Origin of the sequence: Streptomyces sp. NPDC002742 (assembly GCF_042888885.1) — a bacterium.
Taxonomy (GTDB): Bacteria; Actinomycetota; Actinomycetes; order Streptomycetales; family Streptomycetaceae; genus Streptomyces.
The window spans coordinates 339,358-362,103 of record NZ_JBIAQF010000008.1 but is presented as its reverse complement, the minus strand read 5'-3'; the positions used below and the strand labels follow the sequence as shown (position 1 = coordinate 362,103).

Genomic DNA, 22,746 nt, shown 5'->3' with positions numbered 1-22,746 from the left:
TCCTTCGGGGAGTCGGGCGGCGCGTTGGGCACCCTCCCCGCGCGACCCCAAATAGCGTCCAGTAGGGTTTGGTCCGCATAAACATCCAAACCCCTGCCCGACGCAGGGCGGCGACCGACCAGCGAGAAGGCCGCAGCCAACAGCGCGGGCGAGACTCTCGGGAAGGCGCTACGTGAGTCCCAACGGCTCCGACCTCCCCCACGCCCTGGGGGGCGCGGGCGGTACCCCCACGCCGCGGCGCCCGATGCGGCGGAAGCTGCTGCAGGCAATGACTGCGGGCCTGGTCCTGGCGACAGCCACTGGTTGCTCGTACAACTGGGAAGACTTCCCCCGCCTTGGTATGCCCACCCCGGTCACGGAGCAGGCTCCGCGGATCCTCTCCCTCTGGCAGGGCTCGTGGGCGGCCGCGCTCGCTACGGGCGTGCTGGTCTGGGGCCTGATCCTGTGGAGCGTCATCTTCCACCGGCGCAGCCGGACCAAGGTCGAAGTTCCTCCGCAGACCCGGTACAACATGCCCATCGAGGCGCTGTACACAGTGGTCCCGCTCATCATCGTCTCGGTGCTGTTCTACTTCACCGCCCGAGACGAGACGAAGCTCCTCAGTCTCAGCCCGAAGCCCGACGTCACGGTCAACGTGGTCGGCTTCCAGTGGAGCTGGGGCTTCAACTACGTCGCGGACGTCCCCGGTTCTTCCGGGAACGCCAAGACGGACCCGAACCTGGCCGCCATTCCGGACCGGTTCAAGAAGGACTTCCCGGCGAACGCCGGCGGTGTCTACGACGTCGGCACGCCCGCCACGCGGAACCCGCAGACGGGCAACCCCGGTCCGACCCTCTGGCTCCCCGAGGGCAAGACGGTCCGGTTCGTCCTCACTTCGCGTGACGTCATCCACTCCTTCTGGGTGGTGCCGTTCCTCATGAAGCAGGACGTCATCCCGGGGCACACCAACTCCTTCCAGGTGACCCCGAACCGTCAGGGCACCTTCCTGGGCAAGTGCGCCGAGCTGTGCGGCGTCGACCACTCCCGGATGCTCTTCAACGTGAAGGTCGTCTCCCCCGAGCGCTACGAGGCCCACCTCAAGCAGCTCGCGGCCAAGGGACAGACCGGTTACGTCCCGGCCGGCATTGAGCAGACGGGCCACGAGAAGAACCGGGAGACGAACAACCTGTGAGCATCCTCAACGAACCCCAGGGTGCCGCGGCGGCCGAAGACTCGTACGAGAACGAGCTGCCGGTACGGCGCAAGCAGCCCGGCAGCGTCGTGATCAAGTGGCTCACCACCACTGACCACAAGACGATCGGCACGCTGTATCTCGTGACGTCGTTCGCGTTCTTCCTCATCGGCGGCGTCATGGCGCTGCTGATGCGTGCGGAACTGGCGCGTCCCGGACTGCAGATCCTGACGAACGAGCAGTTCAACCAGGCGTTCACGATGCACGGCACGATCATGCTGCTGATGTTCGCGACGCCGCTGTTCGCCGGTTTCACGAACTGGATCATGCCGCTGCAGATCGGCGCGCCCGACGTGGCGTTCCCGCGGCTGAACATGTTCGCCTACTGGCTGTACCTCTTCGGCTCGACGCTCGCGGTCGGCGGCTTCCTCACCCCGCAGGGTGCGGCCGACTTCGGCTGGTTCGCCTACAGCCCGCTGTCGGACGCGGTCCGCTCGCCGGGCATCGGCGCCGACATGTGGATCATGGGTCTGGCCTTCTCCGGCTTCGGCACCATCCTCGGCGCGGTCAACTTCATCACCACGATCATCTGCATGCGGGCTCCCGGCATGACGATGTTCCGTATGCCGATCTTCGTGTGGAACGTGCTGCTCACCGCGGTTCTGGTGCTGCTGGCCTTCCCCGTCCTCGCGGCGGCGCTGTTCGCGCTGGAGGCGGATCGAAAATTCGGGGCACATGTCTTCGACGCGGCAAACGGCGGAGCCTTGCTCTGGCAACACCTCTTCTGGTTCTTCGGCCATCCAGAGGTGTACATCATCGCCCTGCCGTTCTTCGGCATCATCTCCGAAGTCATCCCGGTGTTCTCGCGCAAGCCGATGTTCGGTTACATGGGCCTGATCGGCGCGACCATCGCGATCGCCGGTCTCTCCGTGACCGTGTGGGCGCACCACATGTACGTCACCGGTGGCGTACTGCTCCCGTTCTTCTCCTTCATGACGTTCCTCATCGCCGTACCGACCGGCGTGAAGTTCTTCAACTGGATCGGAACGATGTGGAAGGGCTCGCTGTCCTTCGAGACACCGATGCTCTGGGCCGTCGGCTTCCTCATCACCTTCACCTTCGGTGGTCTGACCGGCGTCATCCTGGCCTCGCCGCCGATGGACTTCCACGTGTCCGACTCCTACTTCGTGGTGGCGCACTTCCACTACGTCGTCTTCGGCACCGTGGTGTTCGCGATGTTCTCCGGCTTCCACTTCTGGTGGCCGAAGATGACCGGCAAGATGCTCGACGAGCGTCTCGGCAAGATCACCTTCTGGACGCTGTTCGTGGGCTTCCACGGCACGTTCCTGGTGCAGCACTGGCTCGGTGCCGAGGGCATGCCCCGTCGTTACGCGGACTACCTCGCGCAGGACGGCTTCACGGCGCTGAACACGATCTCGACGATCAGCTCGTTCCTGCTCGGCCTGTCGATCCTGCCGTTCCTCTACAACGTGTGGAAGACGGCCAAGTACGGCAAGAAGGTCGAGGTCGACGACCCGTGGGGCTACGGCCGTTCGCTGGAGTGGGCGACCTCCTGCCCGCCGCCGCGGCACAACTTCCTCACCCTGCCGCGGATCCGCAGTGAATCCCCGGCGTTCGACCTGCACCACCCGGAGATCGCCGCTCTCGACCAGCTCGAGAACGCCGGTCACGGTTCGGCGTCCCTCGCTGGTGGCAAGGAGGCCGGCAAGTGAAGGTCCAGGGCAAGATGTTCCTCTGGCTGGCCGTGTTCATCCTCATCATGGGGATCGTCTACGGCGTGTGGTCCAAGGAGCCGGCCGGTACCACGGCCCTCTTCATGGGCTTCGGCCTCAGCATGATGATCGGCTACTACCTGGCCTTCACGGCCCGGCGGGTCGACCAGCTCGCGCAGGACAACAAGGAGGCCGACGTCGCGGACGAGGCCGGCGAGGTGGGTTTCTTCAGCCCGCACAGCTGGCAGCCGCTGTCGCTCGGCGTCGGTGGCGCGCTCGCCTTCACGGCGGTCGTCTTCGGCTGGTGGCTGCTCTACTTCTCGGCCCCGCTCATCGTGCTCGGCCTGTGGGGCTGGGTCTTCGAGTACTACCACGGTGAGAACCGCACCCAGTAGCACGCGCTGAACGCCCGGGAGCCCGGACACTCCGTCAGGAGAGTCCGGGCTCCCTCGTTTGCCGCGACTTCCGTCCCTCACTCGGCTCACTCGGCGCGCCGTGCTTGACGAGCGTTCATAACGTGAGCTCATGAACCACTCACCGCGAATCCGCACGGTCGTCAGCTGCACCGCGCTGGTGGTCGCCCTCGGAGCGGGCGCCACCGCCTGCGGCTCCGACGGCCACCCGCTCTCGGCGAAGCCGTACGACGCGGCGGGACAGATCTCGTTCAAGGGCCTCTCCGGAGACAGCAAGAAGTCGACCAGGATCGACCCCGACAAGCCCCTGGAAATCACCTCCGAGAGTGACGCCGGGCGCATCACCGACGTGACGGCCACGGACGCGTCAGGACGCTATGTGGCGGGCGAACTGGCCGCCGACGGCAGTCACTGGCGCAGCACCTCGCCGCTGGCCGCAGGCGCCCACTACACGGTGCGCGTGAGCACCGAGGACGAGGACGGCGCCCCCGGCCGCAAGGTCATCGGCTTCGACACCAGCACGCCCAGGACCAAGAAGCTGCTGAACGTCGAATTCGGCCCCAAGACGGGCAAGTACGGTGTCGGCCAGCCCATCACGGCCGAACTCAGCGCCCCCGTCAAGGACAAGGCGGCCCGCACCGTCGTCGAACGCGCCCTCAGGGTCGACTCCACCCCGGCGGTGGACGGCGCCTGGCACTGGGTGGACGACAAGACGCTGCACTACCGCCCCAAGGACTACTGGCCCGTCCACGCCACCGTCACGGCGCACAGCAACCTCGCCGGCGTCAGGATCGCCGAGCGTCTCTGGGGCGGCGACGCCAAGCCTGTGAAGATCACCACGGGCGACCGTCTGATCGCCCTGACCGACGCAGCCACCCACTCCATGACGGTCTACCGCAACGGCCAGGACATCAAGGAGATCCCCGTCACCACCGGCAAGCCCGGCTTCGACACGCGCAACGGTGTCAAGGTCGTGCTCGGCAAGGAGTACTTCGTACAGATGCGCGGGACCAGCATCGGTATCGCGGAGGGCAGTTCGGACTCCTACGACCTGCCCGTGTACTACGCCACGCGGGTCACCTGGAGCGGCGAGTACGTCCACGCCGCGCCCTGGTCGACCGGCTCCCAGGGGTACGCCAACGTCAGCCACGGCTGCACCGGCATGAGCACCGAGAACGCCGAGTGGTTCTTCAACACGTTCAACGAGGGCGACATAGTCAAAGTCGTCAACTCCGACGGCAAGACGATGGACGCGTTCGGCAACGGCTTCGGCGACTGGAACCTCGGCTGGAAGAACTGGCGCGCGGGCAGCGCCCTGGTGGGCGGCTCCCCGGACGCCCCGAGCCCGGCCCAGCGCGCCAGGCTGCGCCCCGAGAGCGTGTGAGGCCGCGCCCCGCGAGGGGCGCGGGCCCCTCAGGCGCTCAGAAGGTTCCTGCGACGCAGCAGGGCGGCCAGTGAGGCGGCGAACTCCACCGGGTCGACCGGCAGGGTCACCGCGGCGTCGGCGCGGCTCCAGGTGGCCAGCCAGGCGTCCTGCGGGCGCCCGATGAGCACCAGCGCGGGCGGGCAGTTGAAGATCTCGTCCTTGATCTGCCGGCACACCCCCATGCCGCCCATCGGCACCGCCTCGCCGTCCAGCACGCAGACGTCGATGCCGCCCTTGTCGAGCTCCTTGATGACGGCGGCCGGCGTCGCGCACTCGATGAACTCGACGAGGGGCACGTCCGGTGCGGGCCTGCGCCCGGTGGCGAGCCGCACCTGTGCGCGGGTGTTGGAGTCGTCGCTGTAGACCAGCACCGTGGCGGTCGGCTGCATTCTTCCTCCGAGACGTCAGCGTCGTACGGACAGCAAGCGATCGGGCTGATCGTCCCCGGCCCGATGCGCGGATGCTACTCCCTTGAACACCTCGTCAACACCGGTTCGGACAGGGCTTCGATGGGCCATACGGGCTGGACACACCCCGTCAACACCCCGAACGGCACCCCCCGGGGTGAGGGCGGGATAAGCGACCGACATAATGTCGGTCGTGGCGACAGCAACGACAGTAGAAACCGGGCACGCGCACCCGTCGGTCAATCGGCCGAACCTCACCAGCGTCGGAACCATCATCTGGCTGAGTTCCGAGCTGATGTTCTTCGCGGCCCTCTTCGCGATGTACTTCACCCTGCGATCGGTGACCGGGCCGGATCACTGGAAGGAGATGGCGAGCCATCTCAACCTTCCGTTCTCGGCGACGAACACCACGATCCTGGTGCTCTCCTCCCTGACCTGTCAGCTCGGCGTGTTCGCCGCCGAGCGCGGGGACGTGAAGAAGCTCCGGATGTGGTTCATCGTCACCTTCGTCATGGGTGCGATCTTCATCGGCGGTCAGGTCTTCGAGTACACCGAACTGGTCAAGAAGGACGGGCTCTCGCTCTCCTCCGACCCGTACGGCTCGGTGTTCTACCTGACCACCGGCTTCCACGGACTGCATGTGACGGGCGGCCTCATCGCCTTCCTGCTGGTCCTCGGTCGCACCTACGCGGCTCGGAGGTTCACTCACGAGCAGGCAACCGCCGCCATCGTCGTGTCCTACTACTGGCACTTCGTCGATGTCGTCTGGATCGGCCTTTTCGCCACGATCTACCTGATCAAGTAATTCGGGCCCACCGCCCGAAACATCCAGAAGCACCGACGCAGAAGATCCTGACACCGGGGTAATCCGTGAAAAAGCTCTCCGCACGACGACGCCATCCGCTGGCGGCGGTCGTCGTCCTACTCCTCGCGCTGGCGGCCACCGGGGGGCTGTACGCCGCGTTCGCACCCGCGAGCAAGGCGCAGGCCGATGAAACCGCCCAGTCCCTCGGTATCACCGAGGGCAAGAAGCTGTACTCCGTGGGCTGCGCAAGCTGCCACGGAACCGGCGGTCAGGGCAGCTCCGACGGGCCGAGTCTGGTGGGTGTGGGCGCCGCGGCGGTCGACTTCCAGGTCGGCACCGGCCGTATGCCGGCCCAGCAGCCGGGCGCTCAGATCCCGCGCAAGAAGGTGATCTACACGCAGGCCCAGATCGACCAGATGGCGGCCTACATCGCCACGCTCGGCGCCGGCCCCACGGTTCCGACCAAGAGCCAGGTCAGCCCCGAGGGCGCGGACATCGCCAATGGCGGTGAACTCTTCCGCACCAACTGCGCCCAGTGCCACAACTTCACCGGCAAGGGCGGCGCGCTGACGCACGGCAAGTACGCGCCGAGCCTGGAGGGTGTCGACCCGAAGCACATCTACGAGGCCATGCAGACGGGCCCGCAGAACATGCCGTCCTTCCCCGACACCACGCTGACGGAGAAGAACAAGCAGGACATCATCGCGTACCTCGACGCGGTCAACGGTGACGACACCGAGAGCCCGGGCGGTCTTGAGCTGGGCGGCCTCGGGCCGGTCAGCGAGGGCCTGTTCGGCTGGGTCTTCGGTCTCGGAACCCTGGTCGCCGTCGCCGTCTGGGTCGCCGCTCGGACCGCAAAGGCCAAGAAGTCATGAGTAGCCAAGACATTCCAGAAGAGAACGTGCCCGCGGAGCGGGCCTCCGAAGACCACGCCGAGCACGGTCATGGCGCGGTAGCCGTCGCGGACGAGCAGAACCCGTTCGCGGACCCGGGGCTGCCGCCCCACGAGCACCGCATCCAGGACATCGACGAGCGGGCCGCCAAGCGGTCCGAGCGACTTGTCGCCATGCTCTTCGTGCTGTCGATGGTGGCCACCGTCGGCTTCATCGCCTCGTACGTGGCGATCCCGAACGACAAGTCGATCTTCGTCTTCCCGCTCGGGCACATCAGCGCGATGAACTTCGCGCTGGGCATGTCGCTCGGTGTGGCGCTCTTCGCGATCGGCGCGGGCGCGGTCCACTGGGCCCGCACCCTGATGTCCGACGTGGAGATCGCCGACGAGCGTCACGCGATCGAGGCGGAGCCCGAGGTCAAGGCCAAGGTCATGGCCGACTTCAAGGCCGGTGCCAAGGAGTCCGCGCTCGGCCGCCGCAAGCTGATCCGCAACACGATGTTCGGCGCGCTGGCCCTGTTCCCGCTCTCCGGCGTCATGCTGCTGCGCGACCTCGGCCCGCTGCCCGGCACGAAGCTGCGCCACACGCTGTGGTCCAAGGGCAAGCTCCTCGTCAACATGAACACGAACGAGCCGCTGCGTCCCTCGGACGTGGCCGTCGGCTCGCTCACCTTCGCCAAGCCCGATGGCCTGGAGACGGACGACGAGGACTTCCAGAAGGAGATCGCCAAGGCGGCCCTGATGGTCATCCGGCTCCAGCCGGACAACATCAAGGACAAGCAGGAACTCGAGTGGTCCTACGACGGCATCGTGGCCTACTCGAAGATCTGCACCCACGTCGGCTGCCCGATCTCCCTGTACGAGCAGCAGACGCACCACGCGCTGTGCCCGTGCCACCAGTCCACCTTCGACCTCTCCGACGGTGCCCGAGTCATCTTCGGCCCGGCCGGTCACGCCCTGCCGCAGCTGCGCATCGGTGTGAACGCTGAGGGTTACCTCGAGGCGCTCAGCGACTTCGAGGTGCCCGTCGGTCCTGCATTCTGGGAGCGCGGATGAGCACTACCACGACCTCCGACTCGCGCTCCTCGCGCGAGAAGGCGCCCGCCGGTGAGCGGGTCGCAGACTGGGCCGACGGCCGTCTGGGGATCTACTCCCTGGCCAAGTCCAACATGCGCAAGATCTTCCCCGACCACTGGTCGTTCATGCTGGGTGAGATCTGCCTCTACAGCTTCATCATCATCATCCTCACGGGTGTGTACCTGACGCTGTTCTTCCACCCGTCGATGAACGAGGTGGAGTACCACGGCAGCTACATCCCGCTGCAGGGCCAGCTGATGTCCGAGGCGTTCAACTCGACCATGCACATCTCCTTCGATGTGCGCGGTGGTCTGCTGATCCGGCAGATCCACCACTGGGCGGCGCTGATCTTCCTCGCCGGCATGTTCGTGCACATGATGCGCGTGTTCTTCACGGGTGCGTTCCGCAAGCCGCGTGAGGTCAACTGGGTCTTCGGATTCCTGCTGTTCGTCCTCGGCATGTTCACCGGCTTCACCGGTTACTCGCTCCCGGACGACCTGCTCTCCGGCACCGGTGTCCGCTTCATGGAGGGCGCGGTCCTGTCCGTGCCGATCGTGGGCACGTACCTGTCGTTCTTCCTGTTCGGCGGCGAGTTCCCGGGCGGCGACTTCGTGGCCCGCTTCTACTCGGTGCACGTGCTGCTGCTGCCGGGCATCATGCTCGGCCTCGTGGTGGGCCACCTGATCCTGGTCTTCTACCACAAGCACACGCAGTTCGCGGGCCCCGGCAAGACGAACAACAACGTCGTGGGCATGCCGCTGCTGCCGGTCTACATGGCCAAGGCCGGAGGCTTCTTCTTCCTGGTCTTCGGTGTCATCGCGGCCGTCGCGGCGATCGCCTCGATCAACCCGATCTGGTCGATGGGTCCGTACCGTCCGGACATGGTGTCCACGGGCGCCCAGCCCGACTGGTACATGGGCTTCTCCGAAGGCCTGATCCGTGTCATGCCGGGCTGGGAGATCAACCTCTGGGGTCACACGCTCGTCCTGGGCGTGTTCATCCCGCTGGTGATCTTCCCGCTGGTCCTGGTCGCGATCGCGGTCTACCCGTTCATCGAGTCCTGGGTCACCGGCGACAAGCGCGAGCACCACATCCTGGACCGCCCGCGCAACGTCCCGACCCGGACCGCGTTCGGTGCCGCCTGGATCAGCTGGTACTTCGTGCTGCTCGTCGGCGGCGGCAACGACATCTGGGCCACGCACTTCCACCTGGCGATCAACTCGATCACCTGGTTCGTGCGGATCGCCTTCTTCGTCGTGCCGGTGCTCACCTTCATGGCCACCAAGCGGATCTGCCTCGGCCTCCAGCGCCGGGACCGGGACAAGGTGCTGCACGGCCGCGAGTCGGGCATCATCAAGCGCCTGCCGCACGGTGAGTTCATCGAGGTCCACGAGCCGCTCAGCCAGGACGCGCTGCACACGCTCACCGCGCACGAGCAGTACAAGCCGGCCGAGATCGGCCCGACGGTCGACGAGAACGGTGTCGAGCGCAAGGTCTCGGGCGCGCAGAAGCTGCGCGCCAGGATGAGCGAGGGCTTCTACGGGGACGAAGGCCAGATCCCCAAGCCCACCGTCGAGGAGTACAAGGAGATCACGAGCGGCCACGGCCACCACTGATCCCCTGCTGTTCGCCACGGCTGGAGCCCCGTCCATGACATGGACGGGGCTCTTTGCCGTCCTCGGGGCTGGATAGGGTGGACTCACCCGGTGGTGCGGGGCGATCCACCCCGCGTCACCCCACGACCCGTGTCACCCGCGACCGCGTGACCCACGAACCCAGGAGCGACCATGAGCGCTGTGAACCCCGCTGGAGGCGACACCGCGGCGGGCCGTTCCTGGCCCGCGGTACTGAACGGACTGCTCGAAGGCCGCGACCAGAGCGCGGACGACACGGCCTGGGCGATGGACCGCATCATGCGCGGCGAGGCGACCGACGCGCAGATCGCCGGGTTCGTGGTGGCCCTGCGGGCCAAGGGCGAGACCGTCCAGGAGATCACCGGACTCGTCCGGGCGATGTACGAGCACGCCAATGTGATCGAGGTGCCCGGACACACCGTCGACATCGTCGGCACGGGCGGCGACGGCGCGAAGACGGTGAACATCTCCACGATGTCCTCGATCGTGGTGGCCGGCACCGGCGCCAAGGTCGTCAAGCACGGCAACCGGGCCGCGTCCTCCGCGTCCGGTTCGTCCGACGTCCTGGAGAAGCTCGGCGTCAATCTCCAGCTGACGGTGAAGCGGGTCGCCGAGGTCGCGGAGGAAGCCGGGATCACCTTCTGCTTCGCGGTCAAGTTCCACCCGGCGCTGCGTCATGTGGCGGCGGCGCGCGGCCAGTTGGGCATCCGGACGACCTTCAACGTGCTCGGCCCGCTGACGAACCCGGCACGGGTGAAGGCCCAGGCGGTCGGTGTCGCCGATCCCCGGATGGCGCCGATCGTGGCGGGCGTTTTCGCCGAGCGCGGCAACTCCTCGCTGGTCTTCCGCGGCGACGACGGCCTCGACGAACTGACCACCACCGCGGGTTCCCACGTCTGGGTGGTCCGCGACGGCTCGGTCACCGAGGAGCGCTTCGACCCGCGCGACGTCGGGCTCGGCATCGTCCCGGTGGAGGCCCTGCGCGGCGCCGACGCCTCGTACAACGCGGAGGTCGCCCGGCGCGTCCTGGACGGCGAGAAGGGCCCCGTACGGGACGCGGTCCTGCTGAACTCGGCGGCGGCCCTGGTGGCCCTGTCGCCGACCGGCGCGCCGCTCGCGGACCAGCTCCGCGACGGAATGGAGAAGGCGGCCGAGGCGATCGACTCCGGCGCCGCGAAGCGCACCCTGGAGCGCTGGGTGGCCGCCAGCAACGCCTGATCCGCCTGATCCGCCTGATCCGCCTGATCCGCCGGATCCGCCTGATCCGCCAGAGACACGGAGCGAGGCGCAGTCCAGGATCCGGACTGCGCCTTGCGCGTGGAAGATCCTCTGGCAAGATGCTGTACCAGGTCATGAGTGACAGCCATCAGGCCCCGGCCGGCTGTCCGGCAACCCTCCGTCCGTGGCGGGGTGCCCCGGGTGAAGACCAGGTCGTAGGCAGCGAGGCCTACGGCAAGCGCGGACCCCTCCCGCCCTCCGGGCGGACGCAACCAGGGGTCCTGGTCGTTCGAGGGAGCCTTCTGTGAGCAAGCGAATGCGATAGGGCGTAGAGCCCCGCCCCCGCACACCCTTTTCACCTTTCCCTGCGTTGAGCGCTGCCTGCGGGCGGCCGCCTCGCGCGGTGATCCCGCCTGCCTCTCACAGGAGCTCGCCATGTCTGTCTCCACCGTTGCCGCCGACCAGTCCGTTTGTGCCCCCCTGGCCGTTCTGGGCCGGGATGTCACCGTCCCGCTCGTCACCGGCGGCGAGGTGACCTACGCGGCCCTCGACTACGCCGCCAGCGCGCCCGCCCTCCAGCGGGTGTGGGACGACGTGGCCGCGTACGCGCCGTACTACGGCAGCGTCCACCGGGGCGCCGGCTACCTCTCGCAGCTGTCCACCGACCTCTTCGAGAACGCCCGCAGGACCGTCGAGGAGTTCCTCGACTGCCGCGCCGGCGACCAGGTGGTCTTCACCCGTTCCACCACCGACTCGCTCAACCTGCTCGCCGCCGCGCTCCCGGCCGACTGCCAGGTCTTCGTCTTCGAGACCGAGCACCACGCCTCGCTGCTCCCCTGGCGCGACGCCCGGGTGACCTACCTGAACGCCCCGCGCACCCCGGACGAGGCCGTCGAGACGCTGGAGCGCGCCCTCGCCGACCGTGACCCGTACGGACCTGCCCTGGTCTGTGTCACCGGCGCCTCGAACGTCACCGGGGAGCTGTGGCCGGTGCGCGAGCTGGCCGCCGCCGCGCACGCCCACGGAGCCCGCATCGTCCTCGACGCCGCGCAACTCGCCCCGCACCACCCGGTGTCGGTGAAGGACCTCGACGTCGACTGGGTCGCCTTCTCCGGGCACAAGCTGTACGCGCCCTTCGGCTCCGGAGTCCTCGCGGGCCGCTCCGACTGGCTGCTCGCCGCCGAGCCCTACCTCGCGGGCGGCGGCGCCAGCCGCAAGGTCACCCGGCGCGCGGACGGCGGCGTGGACGTGGAGTGGCACGACAGCGCCGCCCGGCACGAGGCCGGCTCGCCGAACGTCATCGGCGCCTACTCGATCGCGTCGGCCTGCAAGGCGCTCACCGAGGAGGGCTTCGACCAGCTCGTCGCCCGGGAGCAGCACCTGATCCGTACCGTCCGCGCGGGCCTCGCCGAGGTCCCCGAGGTCCGGGTCCTCTCGCTCTTCGGTGACGACGCCCCGCGGGTCGGCGTCATCTCCTTCGTCGTCGAGGGCTGGAACAGCTCGCACTTCGCGGCGGCGCTCTCCGCCGAGTACGGCATCGGTGTCCGTGACGGCCTCTTCTGCGCCCACCCGCTGGTCCGCACGCTGCTCGGCAGCGCCCCGGAGAGCCAGGGGGAGTGCGGCGCCCCCGAGGCGGCCCCCGGCGAGAAGTCCCTCAACGCCATCCGCGTCAGCTTCGGGGCCGGTACCCCCGACGAGCACGTCGAGCGGTTCGTCCGCGCGGTGCGCGAGCTCGTCAGGGACGGCGCTCGCTGGCAGTACCGCACCGAGGGCGGCCGCTGCGTCCCGGCGGTCTGACGCCCCGAGCCGTCCGCCCGGAGGAGGTGTCCGGAGGCGGTGTCGCGTCGGTCAGGAGTCGAGACCGATCGCGAACGCCGCCTCCAGGTCGTGCTGGGAGTACGTACGGAACGCCACGTGCGTGTCCGTCGCCTCGACGCCCGGGATCTTGCTGATCTTGCCCGGAATGACGTCCGCGAGGTCGTCGTGGGCCTTGACCCGGACCATCGCGATCAGGTCGTAGGTGCCGGTGACGGAGAAGACCTCGCTGACGCTCTCCAGCGACGCGATCGACTCGGCGATCTCTGGGATCCGGTCCACGCTGGTCTTGATGAGGACGATCGCGGTGATCACGGCTGGTTCTCTCCCTAGGGGGCCGCTGCTGGGGATCTCACCCTACTCGCGGTCCACCTGGCCCGGCTGATCCACCTGAGGCCCCCGCAGCACCCCCGGAGCGGGCGTCGCGGTCCCGCGACGGCGGAACCGCGCCCACGCGTAGACGAAGCCCAGGGAGAAGCCCACGAGGTGGGCCAGATAGGCGACTCCCGGTCCCGAGGTGCTGCGGCCCGCCGCCAGCCACTGCAGGGCGAACCAGAACGGCAGCACCACCCAGGCCGGGAACCGCAGCGGCAGGAAGAACAGGAACGGGAAGAGACTGGTCACCCGGGCCTTGGGGAACAGGTACAGAAACGCCCCGAGCACCGCGGAGATCGCCCCGGAGGCCCCGACCAGGGACTGCTGCGAACCGGCGTTGGCGGCGGCGTAACCGAGCAGGGCCAGATATCCGCAGCCCAGATAGAAGAGGGCGAACTCCAGGTGGCCCATGCGTTCCTCGGTCATCAGCCCGAAGACGTAGAAGAAGAGCATGTTGCCCAGGAGATGGAGCCAGCTGCCGTGGATGAACAGGGCGGTGGCGGGGGTGAGCACCCCACGCGGGGCCCCGCCGAACAACTCGGCCGGGACCACGCCCCAGCGGCGGAAGTACGCCCGCTGGGCGAGCAGCAGTTCGTCCCCGGTGCCGTACGCGGGATCGAGGCCCGAGGCGGGACCGATCACGAAGATCAGACAGCACAGGACGATCAGCCCGTACGTCACCGGCGCCGGCCGACCCCGCAGCGCCCTGCCGACCGCCGTACTCCAATTGCCGATCATGGTGCAGAGCATGACGTAACCGCACCGATGCACGCAGACCGCCTCGCCGCCGTGGACAGCCGAGCGTCGAGTACCCGCCAGGCCGTAGGGTTACGAGCCACATGCACCGGGAGACCGGCGCCGGACGGACACTAGAAGGAAAGCGACCGCCCTATGACAGTTCCCCTGCCCGACGCCAAGACCCGCTGGCGCTGCGCCCTCTGCGGCAACCTCACGCGTTTCGACGTCACCCGCTCCTCGAAGGTCGTCGAGTACGTACACCTCGACCTGGCCGGTGAGCCGAAGGTCGAGGAGCGCGAGGTGGTGAATGAGACCATCGAGTCGGTGCGGTGCCGCTGGTGCAACGCGGTGGATCAGGTCGAACTCGTGGACAGGCCGGGCGCCGGCTCCTGAGGGAGCGGGCCCCGCACGGATATTGGGGTGAACGGATGGTGGAGACCACAGGCGGGGAGCCGGACGACGGCACCGCCGAGGTGCTCGACCGTCCGCTGCCCGACGGCGTGCGCCGGCGCGTCGTGCAGATCGTCTCGGACGGCTTCGGCGGGCTGACCATGGCCGAACTGCCCGCCCAGCTGAGGCAGTACGCCCGGTTCACGCCGAGCCGGCGGGCCAAGTTCGCGGGCAACGCCATGGCCGCGGCGCTGGAGACGGACCCGCTCTTCCGGCAGCGCATCGCCGAGAAGCTCAGAGAGGCCCAGCCGGAGATCGTCGGAGCTCTCGACTCGGGCGCGCCGCCGCCGGCCGCGGATCCGCTGGACGTGGCGGCCGCGGCCTACGTGCTGCGCCCCGCGGGCTGGGTGAAGCTGGTGACCGCCGCGGGCGAGGAGGCTCTGCGGGCGGACGCCGAGCGCGCCGACGAGGAGAGCCGCGCCGAGCTGGAGCGGCTGCGCACGGAACTGGCGGAGGCCCGCGGGCAGACGCGGAGCGAGACCGAGCGGCTGCGCACGGAACTGGAGTCGGCCCGGAAGGAAGCGGAATCGCTTCACCGCAAGCTGCGCAGTGCCCTCAGTGACGTCAAGCGCGGTGAGGCGGCCCTGCGCAAGCTCCAGACCGAGACGGACGTGGCGAAGGCGGAGAGCCAGACCCAGGTGTCCGCCGCCGAGAGCGAGACCCGGCGGCTCAAGGCACGCCTCTCGGAGGCCGAGGCCGCCCTGGAGGCCACCCGCAAGGCGGCCCGCGAGGGGCGCAGCGTCGAGGACATGCGCGTGCGGCTGCTGCTCGACACCGTGCTGGACGCGGCCCAGGGCCTGCGCCGGGAACTGGCGCTGCCCCCCGTCTCGGTCCGGCCCGCGGAGACCGTGGAGGCGGTCGAACCGGGACGGATGACGCCGAAGGACATCGCCGCCCGCGCGCTGTCCGAGAACGACCCCGCGATCCTGGACCAGTTGCTCGCGCTGCCCCAGGCGCATCTGGTCGTCGACGGCTACAACGTCACCAAGACCGGCTATCCCCAGATGCCGCTGGAGAAGCAGCGGCTGAGGCTGCTCGGGCAGCTCTCGCAGCTGGCCGCGCAGACCGGCGCCGAGGTCACCTGTGTCTTCGACGGGGCCGAGCTGGCCGCTCCGGTCCTGCTCGCGCCGCCGCGCGGGGTGCGGGTGCTGTTCTCCAAGCCCGGTGTCACGGCGGACGAGCTGATCCGTCAGCTCGTGCGGGCCGAACCGCCCGGCCGGCCGGTCATCGTCGTCTCCACCGACCGTGAGGTGGCCGACGGGATCGCCAAGGCGGGTGCCCGGCCGGTGGCGTCCGTGGTGCTCCTCAAGCGCTTCTCGCGCGGCTGAGCGATCCCTTTCATCCCCTTTCGCCCTTGTGTCAATTGGCGCCCCCTAGTGCCCTTTTCGTTCATCTTTGGTGCATCTTGAGGAGTGTCATTTCCCGCTGCCGACCTAGGGTTTCGCGTCGGCGGCGTTCCGCGGCCTAAGTCGCATGAGCCACCTACGTACCATGCGTAACCTCTGGGCCTGATGCCCGAATTAGTCGGACCTTCACGCGACGTAGTGTCAAGCGGACATCACTGCAGGTGAGTTGATTGCAAAGAATGCGCTCGGTGACAAAGAATTTTCAGGTTTGGATTTGAACTGATCACAAGTAGGTCACTAGGGTCATGCCTCGAACCTCCAACTAGGGTGATCACTCATGAGGAGTGACGGTGGAGGGGCACCGCCCGTCGGCGTTCTCGGCAGGCGGCTGGAGGAAGAAGGAGCTCGCCTTCGTGGCGTCCCACCGTCGACCCAAGCAGCCGAGCCGCACCCGTGTGACCGTGCTCACCACAGCCGCCGCTGCCGCCGTTGTCCTCAGCGCCAACGCCGCCAATGCCGCGCCGTCCGAGAAGCCCAACAAGGACGAGGTCAAGACCAAGGTCGACAAGCTCTACCAGGAGGCCGAGCAGGCCACCGAGAAGCTTGACGGCGCCAAGGAGAAGCAGCAGAAGCTGCAGAAGCAGATCGGCACTCTCCAGGACAACGTCGCCCGCGGCCAGCAGGAGCTCAACGACCTGCGCGACGGCCTCGGTTCGATGGCGAGCGCCCAGTACCGCACCGGCGGCATCGACCCCTCCGTGGCGCTCTTCCTCTCCTCGGACCCGAACGACTTCCTGGACAAGGCCTCGGCCATGGACCAGCTGAGCGCCCAGCAGGTCGGGTCGCTCAAGAAGGTCCAGGAGAAGCAGCGTTCGCTCGCGCAGCAGCGCGCCGAGGCGTCCGCGAAGCTCAAGGACCTCGCCGACACCCGGACCGAGCTCGCCAAGAAGAAGAAGGAAGTCCAGAGCAAGCTGGGCACCGCCCAGAAGCTCCTGAACTCGCTGACCGCGCAGGAGAAGGCGGCGCTGGCGTCCCAGGAGCAGGACAGGGCGACCCGCGCCAGCGAGCGCGTCGACCTCGGCAACACCCCGGCCGCCTCTGGCCGCGCCGGCGCCGCGTTCGCCGCGGCCCAGAGCGTGATCAACTCACCGTACGTCTACGGCGCCTCCGGCCCCAGCTCCTTCGACTGCTCGGGCCTCACCTCCTGGGCGTACGCCCAGGCCGGCGTGACCATACCGCGCACCTCGGAGGCCCAGGCCAACGCGGGCACCCGCATCTACTCGCAGAGCGCCCTGCAGGTCGGCGACCTGGTCATCTTCTACGGCGACCAGCACCACGTCGGCCTCTACGCGGGCAACGGCCAGGTCCTGCACGCCCCGCACACCGGCGCGGTCGTCCGCTACGAGTCGATCGCCAACATGCCCTTCCAGTTCGGCGTCCGGATCTGATCCGGACGGGCGGTCGGTACTGACGTCCGCCGCCCCCAGGGACCTCGTGTCGCGCCGCCCAAACGGGCGAATTGCGACAACTCCCCCTGACCTCACGCCCCGTCGGTGACCTGCGTCTCCGGCGGGGCGTCACTTTGTGTGCCCGCCGGGGCCTTTGGCCGGTGCGTAGTCGCGCGGCTACTGTCTGGCGCGATCCCCCGACGGCGGGGGACCGTCAGCGGAAGGGAGAGCGGCCACCCGTGGGGTTCCATCGCCGCCTTGTACCGACCGGCTTCGACCGGGGCGCCGGCGCCTTCGGCGTCGCCGCCTGCGTGATGTCCGCGGCGGCCGCCGCACTCGGCGCCCTGCCCGCCTCCGCGGCACCGCGGGACGACACCCGGGCCGAGGTGGACCGCCTCTACGCCCAGGCGGAGCAGGCCACCGAGGCGTACGACGAGGCCGACGAGCGCGGCGACGCGCTGCGCGAGCAGATCGGCACGGCACAGGACGAGATCGCCCGGCAGCAGGAGCGCGTCAACACCATGCGGGACGCGGTGGGTTCGCTCGCCGGGGCGCAGTACCGCTCCGGCGCCCTCGACCCCTCCCTCGCGCTGCTCTTCTCCGACAGCCCGGACGACTATCTCGACAAGGCCTCCGCGCTCGACCGGATCAGCACCCGCCAGGCCGGCGAACTCAAGGACCTCCGGCTGGCCCTGCGCGACCTCGCCCAGGTTCGCGAGGAGGCCGACGGGAAACTCGCCGAACTGGAGCGCAGCCGCACGGTCGTCGCCCGGAACAAGCGGGTGATCGAGGGCAAACTGGCCAGGGCGCGGCAGCTGCTGGACTCGCTGCCGTACGCCGAGCGCGCCGCCTACGGCCGGGCGTCGCGCTCGGCGCGTGCAGATCTGCCCGGCCTGGGTGACAACGTCGCGTCCTCGTCGCGCGCGGCCGCCGCCGTCGCCGCGGCCCGTTCGGCGCTCGGCCGCCCCTATGTGTGGGGCGCCAACGGGCCCGGCGGCTTCGACTGTTCGGGCCTCATGCAGTGGGCGTACGCGCACGCCGGGGTCGGTCTGCCGCGCACCTCGCAGGCCCAGCGGTACGCCGGACGTCAGGTGCCGCTCTCCCAGGCGCGGCCCGGTGACCTGGTCACCTACCGGTCCGACGCCGGCCATGTCGGGATGTACGTGGGCAACGGCCAGGTGATCCACGCGCCCTACCCCGGTGCCCCGGTGCGCTACGACCCGGTCGGGATGATGCCGATCTCGTCCGTCACCCGGGTCTGACGGGGCGCGCGGCCGGCGCCGGGCGGGCCCCCGCGCGGTCCTGCGGGCGGGCGCGGGCCCCGTACGATCGGGAGGATGGCTGGTCGAAGGTGTGCGTCGCGAGCGGGTCTCTCCCTGGTGCTGCTGCTCGCCGTGCTCGTCGGCTGCGGCGGCCGGGCGCCGTCGGACAGGGCGGCGGCCGAGGTGCAGCGGGTCCTCGACCGGCGGGCGAGCGCGGTCCTGGACCGGGACGAGGCGGCGTTCCGGGCGACCGGGGCGGCGGCCGGCGCCGGAACCGGCCTCGCGAACCTGCGCGACGTGCCGCTCGCGGGCTGGTCCTACCGTCTGACCGATCTGCGCCGCTCCGGCGACCGGGCCACCGCCGACGCCGAACTGCGCTATCGCGTCGAGGGCTACGACACCGCGCCGGTCGAGGCGGACCGCACCCTGCGGCTGACCCGCGCCGGTGGAACCTGGCGCGTCACCTCCGACGAGCCCGCGGGCAAGGGCGGCGCCCAGCTCTGGGACCAGGGAGCCGTGACGGCCGTACGGGGTGAGCGCAGCCTCGTCCTCGGGGTCGGGCAGCCCGGCGAGCGCCTGCGTTCCTTCGCGGATCTCGCGGACCGTGCCGTGCCCGCCGTGTCGGAGGCCTGGGGCACGGACTGGGCGCGGCACGTCGTCGTCCTCGTACCGAAGTCGCTGGAGGGGATGGCGGGGCTGCTCGGCGCTCCGGCTTCCGGGTACCGGGGGATCGCGGCGGTCACCACCGGGGAGGCGGGAGGTTCGGCGAAGGCGCCCGCGGACCGGATCATCGTCAACCCGGACGCGTACGGCGTCCTCGGCGACCTCGGCAAGCAGGTCGTGCTCACCCACGAGACCACGCATGTCGCCACGCGCGCCCACACCACGGCCGCCACCCCGCTGTGGCTCTCCGAGGGGTACGCGGACTGGGCCGGCTACCGCGGCAGCGGGCGGGCGCCGGGGCAGGTCGCGCCGGAGCTGGAGCGCGCCGTGGCCGGGGGCCAGGTTCCGGCCGCGCTGCCCGACGACGGGGACTTCGGGTTCGCCTCGGACCCGGGCCGGCTGGCGCGGGCCTACGAGGGCGGCTGGATGGCCTGCCGGCTGATCGCCGACCACTGGGGCGAGGTCCGGCTGAACGACTTCTACCGGGCGGTGGGCGACCACCGGGAGCGGGCGGGAGCGGTCGAGGGCGCGCTGCGGGACGTGCTGCAGACGACGCCGGAGCGGTTCACCCAGCTGTGGCGGCAGTACCTCAGGGACCAACTCCACTGACGCGCAGGGCTGTTCACCCATCGAGCCGGTGGATGGCCTCCGCGAGCCAGGCCCGCTCGGCTTCACCGGTCGCCCGCGCCACCCGCAGCATGCCCTGCCGGAACAGGTCGTCGGCCTCCTCCGCGCGCACGGGCCGGCCGTCCCGGTAGAAGAAGCTCGCCGGGGTCTGAAGGAACTCCAGGCGGCGGCGCAGCACCGCGGCCTGCTCGCGGGGGTCGTCCAGGTGGCGCAGGAAGGCCAGCAGGGCGTTGAAGCGGACCTGGTCGGTGATCTCGGTCTGCTTGGGGTGGCGCAGCCGCTCCAGGAGGCCCTCACGGCCCTTGTCGGTGAGCGCCAGGACGCGCCGAGGGGCCGCGCTGCTGCCGGGCTCGGTGTGCTGGTCGAGCACGCCCGCGGCGACCAGGCGGGTGATCGCCGGATAGAGGGAGCCGTCGCTGACCGGGCGGACATGGCCGCTGAGGGCCTTGATGCGCTCCTTCAGCTCGTAGCCGTGCAGGGGCTCCTCGTACAGAAAGCCCAGGATCGACAGCTCCAGCATCCGGCCGGCTCCTCACTCGTGGGTCATCGCGGTCCCGGCGCACCCCGAGCGTGCGGGGCGTCCGTGCCCGGCGATCCCGGTGCTTGTGCGGTCCGGACGGCCATGGTACCTCTTATCGAGCTATCTCGATTCGAGATAGCTCGTATCGAGGGAGGCCGTGTGAACGCCCATCGCAAACAGCTCATAGCGCTCGCCCACCCCGTCTATCTCTCGCTGCTCGCCTCCGTCGCCGCGGGAGTCATCAACACCGTCTGGGTCTCCCGGCTCGGGGGCGACGCCGTGGCCGCCGTCGCCGTCGCCACGAACACCGAGAACGTGCTGCTCGGCGTGGCCCTGGTCTTCGCCTCCGGCACCACAGTCCTGGTCGCGCACGCCCGCGGCGCCCGCGACCCGGGCGCGGTCCGGGCGGCCGTACGCGGCGGCTGGGCGCTGTGCGCCGCGGTCACACCGGTGACCGCCCTCGGCGGCTACCTGCTGCGCGAGCCGCTGGCCCGGCTGGTGCTCGGCGGCGACGGACGCGCGCTGACCCTCGCCGTCCAGTACTTCGCCGTCTCGCTGCCCGGGATCGCCGTGTTCTTCGCGCAGACCCTCGTCGACGGCATCCTGAAGGGCACCGGCGACACCCGCACCCCGATGCGCCTGGCCCTGCTGGCCAACGGCCTGATCCTCGGCCTCGACCCGTTCCTGATCCACGCCTACGGCGTCCGGGGCGCCGCCCTCTCGACCGTCCTGTGCCGCTCGGTGACCCTCGTCGTCGGCCTGCGCGCCCTGCGCCGGAACACGCTGCTGTCCGAGGCCGCGACCGCGATACCCGCCGAGACCACCGGTGCCGCGTTGCGCCGCACCCTCGGCACCGGTCTGCCCATGTCCGCCGACTTCACGGTGCGGCAGGGCGGCGCCCTGGCGCTGGTCGCGATCGTGGCCCGCCTGGGGACGACGGCGGTGGCGGCCTACGCGATCGCGTACAAAGTCATGTACATCGCCACCATGGCGTTCTACTCGGTCCGGCAGGCCGCCTCCATCCACACCGCGCACACCCGGGGCGCGGGCCGCGACGAGCGGGGCGCCATAGGGCGGCAGGCCGTCCTGGTCTCGGGGACCGTCGGCCTGCTCGCCGCGGGGCTCCTGTGCGCCCTGGCGCCCTGGATCATGCGGGCCTTCGGCGCCGGCCCCGCCGTCGCCCACGACGGCGTGCTGTTCCTGCGCTGCGTCGGCCCCTACCTGCTGCTGATGGCCTGCTTCATCGCCCTCGGCGGCGTGTTCGAGGGCAGTGGGGGAGCGCCGGTGCTGCTGCGGGTGACGCTGACCGGCACGGCGGTCCAGCTCCCCGTTGCCCTCGCCCTGTCCGGACTGGGGCTGCCGGGTGTCTGCCTGGCCCTCGCGCTGTCCATGACGGTGCAGTGCGCCGCCCTGTGGCTGTGGACCCGGCGGATCCGGCGTCAGGAGGACGCCAGGGTCTCCTTGGTGCGGGCCGCCTGAGCGGGGAGCGCCGGCGCCGGCTCGGAGACCGTGCTCCGCCACAGCTGCCGGGCGGCGAGCAGTGCCGCGATCACCAGCAGGCCGTTGCGGACGACGAGCAGAGTGACGCCGAGCGTGGTGCTGCCCACGACGTCCCCGAACCAGGTGGGGAACTCCAGCACCGTCACGAGGCACGCGATCAGGACCAGGCAGGCGGGCACCGTCATCCGGCTCGCGCGAAAGCACAGACAGACGGCCGCGACACCGACCAGCCACACCAGGTACTGCGGGCTGATGACCCGGCTGGTGGCGGTGAACATCAGGACGCCGACGAACGCGGCGTCGGCGAGCGTGTGCGGCAGGAACCGCTTGGCGCACAGCCGCCACAGCAGCAGCCAGCCGAAGGCGAGCGCGCTAAGGAACAGGGCCGCCGTGCTCACCAGGTCGACGTAGGGGCCCACGAACTCCACCGAGCCGTAGTTGAGCAGCACCCGCCCGTTCCAGCCGTGGTGCCGGGCCACGTGGAAGACGAGGGAGCCGAGCGACTCCACCTCGGTGCCGCGGTCGCGCTGGGCGGTCAGGAAGCCGAACGCGCCCGGCATCGTCGCCCAGAACAACGCGGCGATCCCGGCCACCGTCGCCGCGGCCGAGACCCAGGCCCGGCGGCGCACGGCGCCGAGCAGCAGCAGCAACGGCCACACCTTCACCATCGCGCCGATGCCCGTGAGCACCCCCATCACCCGGGGACGGCGGGCTCCGGCGAGCAGCGCGGCGACCGCGACGGCCGTCACCATCACGTCGTAGCGGGCGTACACGGTCGGCCCGAGCAGCGGAACCCCGATCATCCACACCCAGGCCCCGCGCCGCGTCTTGCCGGAGCGCGAGCCCGCGTACAGGAGCAGCCCGAACACCACCAGGTCGGCGACGAAGGCCAGCACGAAGAAGGCGTGCGGGTAGTCGAGGAACGGCAGCAGACCGGGGGAGAGGATCGCGAGGGCGGCGGCCGGCGGATACTGCCAGGTCACGTCGTTCAGCGGGAAGGTGCCGTGCCGCAAGACGTCGTACCAGCCGTGGTAGATCACGGCGACGTCACTGGTGACGTCCGGACCGGGGAACACGTACACCTTGGCCACGAAGAGGAGCAGCATCAGCCTGGTCAGGCCCCAGGTTCCCAGCAGCGCGGCCACGCCGAACGGGAACCTCGTGCTCCGTGCCCCCGTCATGCCCACCTGGCCCTCTTCGTCCGGTAACGATGTGTGTCGCCGCCG

Annotated in this window: 21 protein-coding genes and 1 riboswitch; of the genes, 16 read left to right on the top strand and 5 right to left on the bottom strand. The window is 69.7% G+C overall.

Translation table 11 applies throughout. The features are described from left to right. Positions 1-172 precede the first annotated feature (172 nt). From coxB to ACFYW8_RS17340, 4 genes are all read left to right on the top strand, one after another. Positions 173-1,171: a cytochrome c oxidase subunit II gene (gene coxB, locus ACFYW8_RS17355; protein ID WP_389075067.1), complete on the top strand. Its 999-nt coding sequence runs from the start codon at positions 173-175 to the stop codon at positions 1,169-1,171. Continuing rightward, entirely contained in the window at positions 1,168-2,904 is a 1,737-nt protein-coding gene (gene ctaD / locus ACFYW8_RS17350; protein WP_365879960.1) for a cytochrome c oxidase subunit I, read from the top strand. The genes coxB and ctaD overlap by 4 nt, the downstream gene beginning before the upstream one ends. After that, the gene (locus tag ACFYW8_RS17345) at positions 2,901-3,299 is read left to right on the top strand and encodes a cytochrome c oxidase subunit 4 (protein ID WP_365879962.1); all 399 of its coding nucleotides are present in this window, start codon (positions 2,901-2,903) and stop codon (positions 3,297-3,299) included. The genes ctaD and ACFYW8_RS17345 overlap by 4 nt, the downstream gene beginning before the upstream one ends. Before the next feature lie 130 nt (positions 3,300-3,429). Further along, a complete protein-coding gene (locus tag ACFYW8_RS17340) occupies positions 3,430-4,701 on the top strand; it encodes an Ig-like domain-containing protein (protein ID WP_389075056.1) in 1,272 nt (423 codons plus the stop codon). Positions 4,702-4,730: 29 nt separating this feature from the next. Here ACFYW8_RS17340 and ACFYW8_RS17335 read toward each other — a convergent pair whose 3' ends face one another. After that, complete coding sequence (locus ACFYW8_RS17335) at positions 4,731-5,132, bottom strand: hypothetical protein (protein ID WP_365879966.1); 402 nt, start codon at positions 5,130-5,132, stop codon at positions 4,731-4,733. Positions 5,133-5,334: 202 nt separating this feature from the next. On the opposite strand from ACFYW8_RS17335, the gene ACFYW8_RS17330 reads away from it, so the two are divergent. The 6 genes from ACFYW8_RS17330 to ACFYW8_RS17305 all read left to right on the top strand — a co-directional run bounded on the left by ACFYW8_RS17330 (position 5,335) and on the right by ACFYW8_RS17305 (position 12,573). Beyond that, positions 5,335-5,955, top strand: a complete 621-nt coding sequence (locus ACFYW8_RS17330) for a heme-copper oxidase subunit III (protein WP_365879968.1) — start codon at positions 5,335-5,337, stop codon at positions 5,953-5,955. Positions 5,956-6,020: 65 nt separating this feature from the next. Further along, a complete protein-coding gene (locus ACFYW8_RS17325) occupies positions 6,021-6,830 on the top strand; it encodes a c-type cytochrome (protein WP_389075047.1) in 810 nt (269 codons plus the stop codon). Next, positions 6,827-7,903 carry a Rieske 2Fe-2S domain-containing protein gene (locus ACFYW8_RS17320; protein ID WP_389075043.1) on the top strand — a complete coding sequence of 359 codons (1,077 nt, stop codon included), beginning with the start codon at positions 6,827-6,829 and terminating at the stop codon, positions 7,901-7,903. The genes ACFYW8_RS17325 and ACFYW8_RS17320 overlap by 4 nt, the downstream gene beginning before the upstream one ends. Further along, complete coding sequence (locus tag ACFYW8_RS17315) at positions 7,900-9,540, top strand: cytochrome bc complex cytochrome b subunit (protein WP_389075039.1); 1,641 nt, start codon at positions 7,900-7,902, stop codon at positions 9,538-9,540. The genes ACFYW8_RS17320 and ACFYW8_RS17315 overlap by 4 nt, the downstream gene beginning before the upstream one ends. Before the next feature lie 171 nt (positions 9,541-9,711). Further along, entirely contained in the window at positions 9,712-10,776 is a 1,065-nt protein-coding gene (gene trpD / locus ACFYW8_RS17310; RefSeq protein WP_365879976.1) for an anthranilate phosphoribosyltransferase, read from the top strand. A gap of 130 nt (positions 10,777-10,906) precedes the next feature. After that, a riboswitch (SAM riboswitch) is annotated at positions 10,907-11,023 on the top strand. A 188-nt stretch (positions 11,024-11,211) separates the two neighbouring features. Next, entirely contained in the window at positions 11,212-12,573 is a 1,362-nt protein-coding gene (locus tag ACFYW8_RS17305) for an aminotransferase class V-fold PLP-dependent enzyme (protein ID WP_389075032.1), read from the top strand. A gap of 51 nt (positions 12,574-12,624) precedes the next feature. On the opposite strand, the gene ACFYW8_RS17300 is transcribed toward ACFYW8_RS17305, so the two are convergent. Both ACFYW8_RS17300 and ACFYW8_RS17295 read right to left on the bottom strand, forming a co-directional pair. Next, positions 12,625-12,906: an Lrp/AsnC ligand binding domain-containing protein gene (locus ACFYW8_RS17300; RefSeq protein ID WP_326788250.1), complete on the bottom strand. Its 282-nt coding sequence runs from the start codon at positions 12,904-12,906 to the stop codon at positions 12,625-12,627. 42 nt (positions 12,907-12,948) lie between these two features. Next, positions 12,949-13,704, bottom strand: a complete 756-nt coding sequence (locus ACFYW8_RS17295; RefSeq protein ID WP_389075026.1) for a rhomboid family intramembrane serine protease — start codon at positions 13,702-13,704, stop codon at positions 12,949-12,951. A 153-nt stretch (positions 13,705-13,857) separates the two neighbouring features. Between ACFYW8_RS17295 and ACFYW8_RS17290 the strand changes: the two genes are divergently transcribed. From ACFYW8_RS17290 to ACFYW8_RS17270, 5 genes are all read left to right on the top strand, one after another. After that, positions 13,858-14,097: a hypothetical protein gene (locus ACFYW8_RS17290; RefSeq protein ID WP_351539939.1), complete on the top strand. Its 240-nt coding sequence runs from the start codon at positions 13,858-13,860 to the stop codon at positions 14,095-14,097. A 35-nt stretch (positions 14,098-14,132) separates the two neighbouring features. Beyond that, positions 14,133-15,482: an NYN domain-containing protein gene (locus tag ACFYW8_RS17285; protein WP_365879982.1), complete on the top strand. Its 1,350-nt coding sequence runs from the start codon at positions 14,133-14,135 to the stop codon at positions 15,480-15,482. Between the two features lie 431 nt (positions 15,483-15,913). Beyond that, a complete protein-coding gene (locus ACFYW8_RS17280) occupies positions 15,914-16,948 on the top strand; it encodes an NlpC/P60 family protein (RefSeq protein WP_389075161.1) in 1,035 nt (344 codons plus the stop codon). Positions 16,949-17,187: 239 nt separating this feature from the next. Beyond that, positions 17,188-18,210: an NlpC/P60 family protein gene (locus ACFYW8_RS17275; RefSeq protein ID WP_389075017.1), complete on the top strand. Its 1,023-nt coding sequence runs from the start codon at positions 17,188-17,190 to the stop codon at positions 18,208-18,210. Positions 18,211-18,285: 75 nt separating this feature from the next. Further along, positions 18,286-19,482 (top strand): hypothetical protein, encoded by a 1,197-nt coding sequence (locus ACFYW8_RS17270; RefSeq protein ID WP_389075012.1) that lies wholly within the window; start codon positions 18,286-18,288, stop codon positions 19,480-19,482. 13 nt (positions 19,483-19,495) lie between these two features. Here the strand turns inward: ACFYW8_RS17270 and ACFYW8_RS17265 are convergent, their stop codons facing one another. After that, a complete protein-coding gene (locus tag ACFYW8_RS17265) occupies positions 19,496-20,020 on the bottom strand; it encodes a PadR family transcriptional regulator (RefSeq protein ID WP_389075007.1) in 525 nt (174 codons plus the stop codon). A 102-nt stretch (positions 20,021-20,122) separates the two neighbouring features. Here ACFYW8_RS17265 and ACFYW8_RS17260 point away from each other — a divergent pair, with 102 nt between their 5' ends. Then, positions 20,123-21,499, top strand: coding sequence for an MATE family efflux transporter (locus tag ACFYW8_RS17260; protein ID WP_365879990.1), 1,377 nt, complete (start codon positions 20,123-20,125; stop codon positions 21,497-21,499). Here the strand turns inward: ACFYW8_RS17260 and ACFYW8_RS17255 are convergent. Continuing rightward, a complete protein-coding gene (locus tag ACFYW8_RS17255; protein WP_389075001.1) occupies positions 21,460-22,701 on the bottom strand; it encodes a glycosyltransferase 87 family protein in 1,242 nt (413 codons plus the stop codon). The two genes, ACFYW8_RS17260 and ACFYW8_RS17255, sit on opposite strands and share 40 nt — an antisense overlap. Positions 22,702-22,746 lie beyond the last annotated feature (45 nt).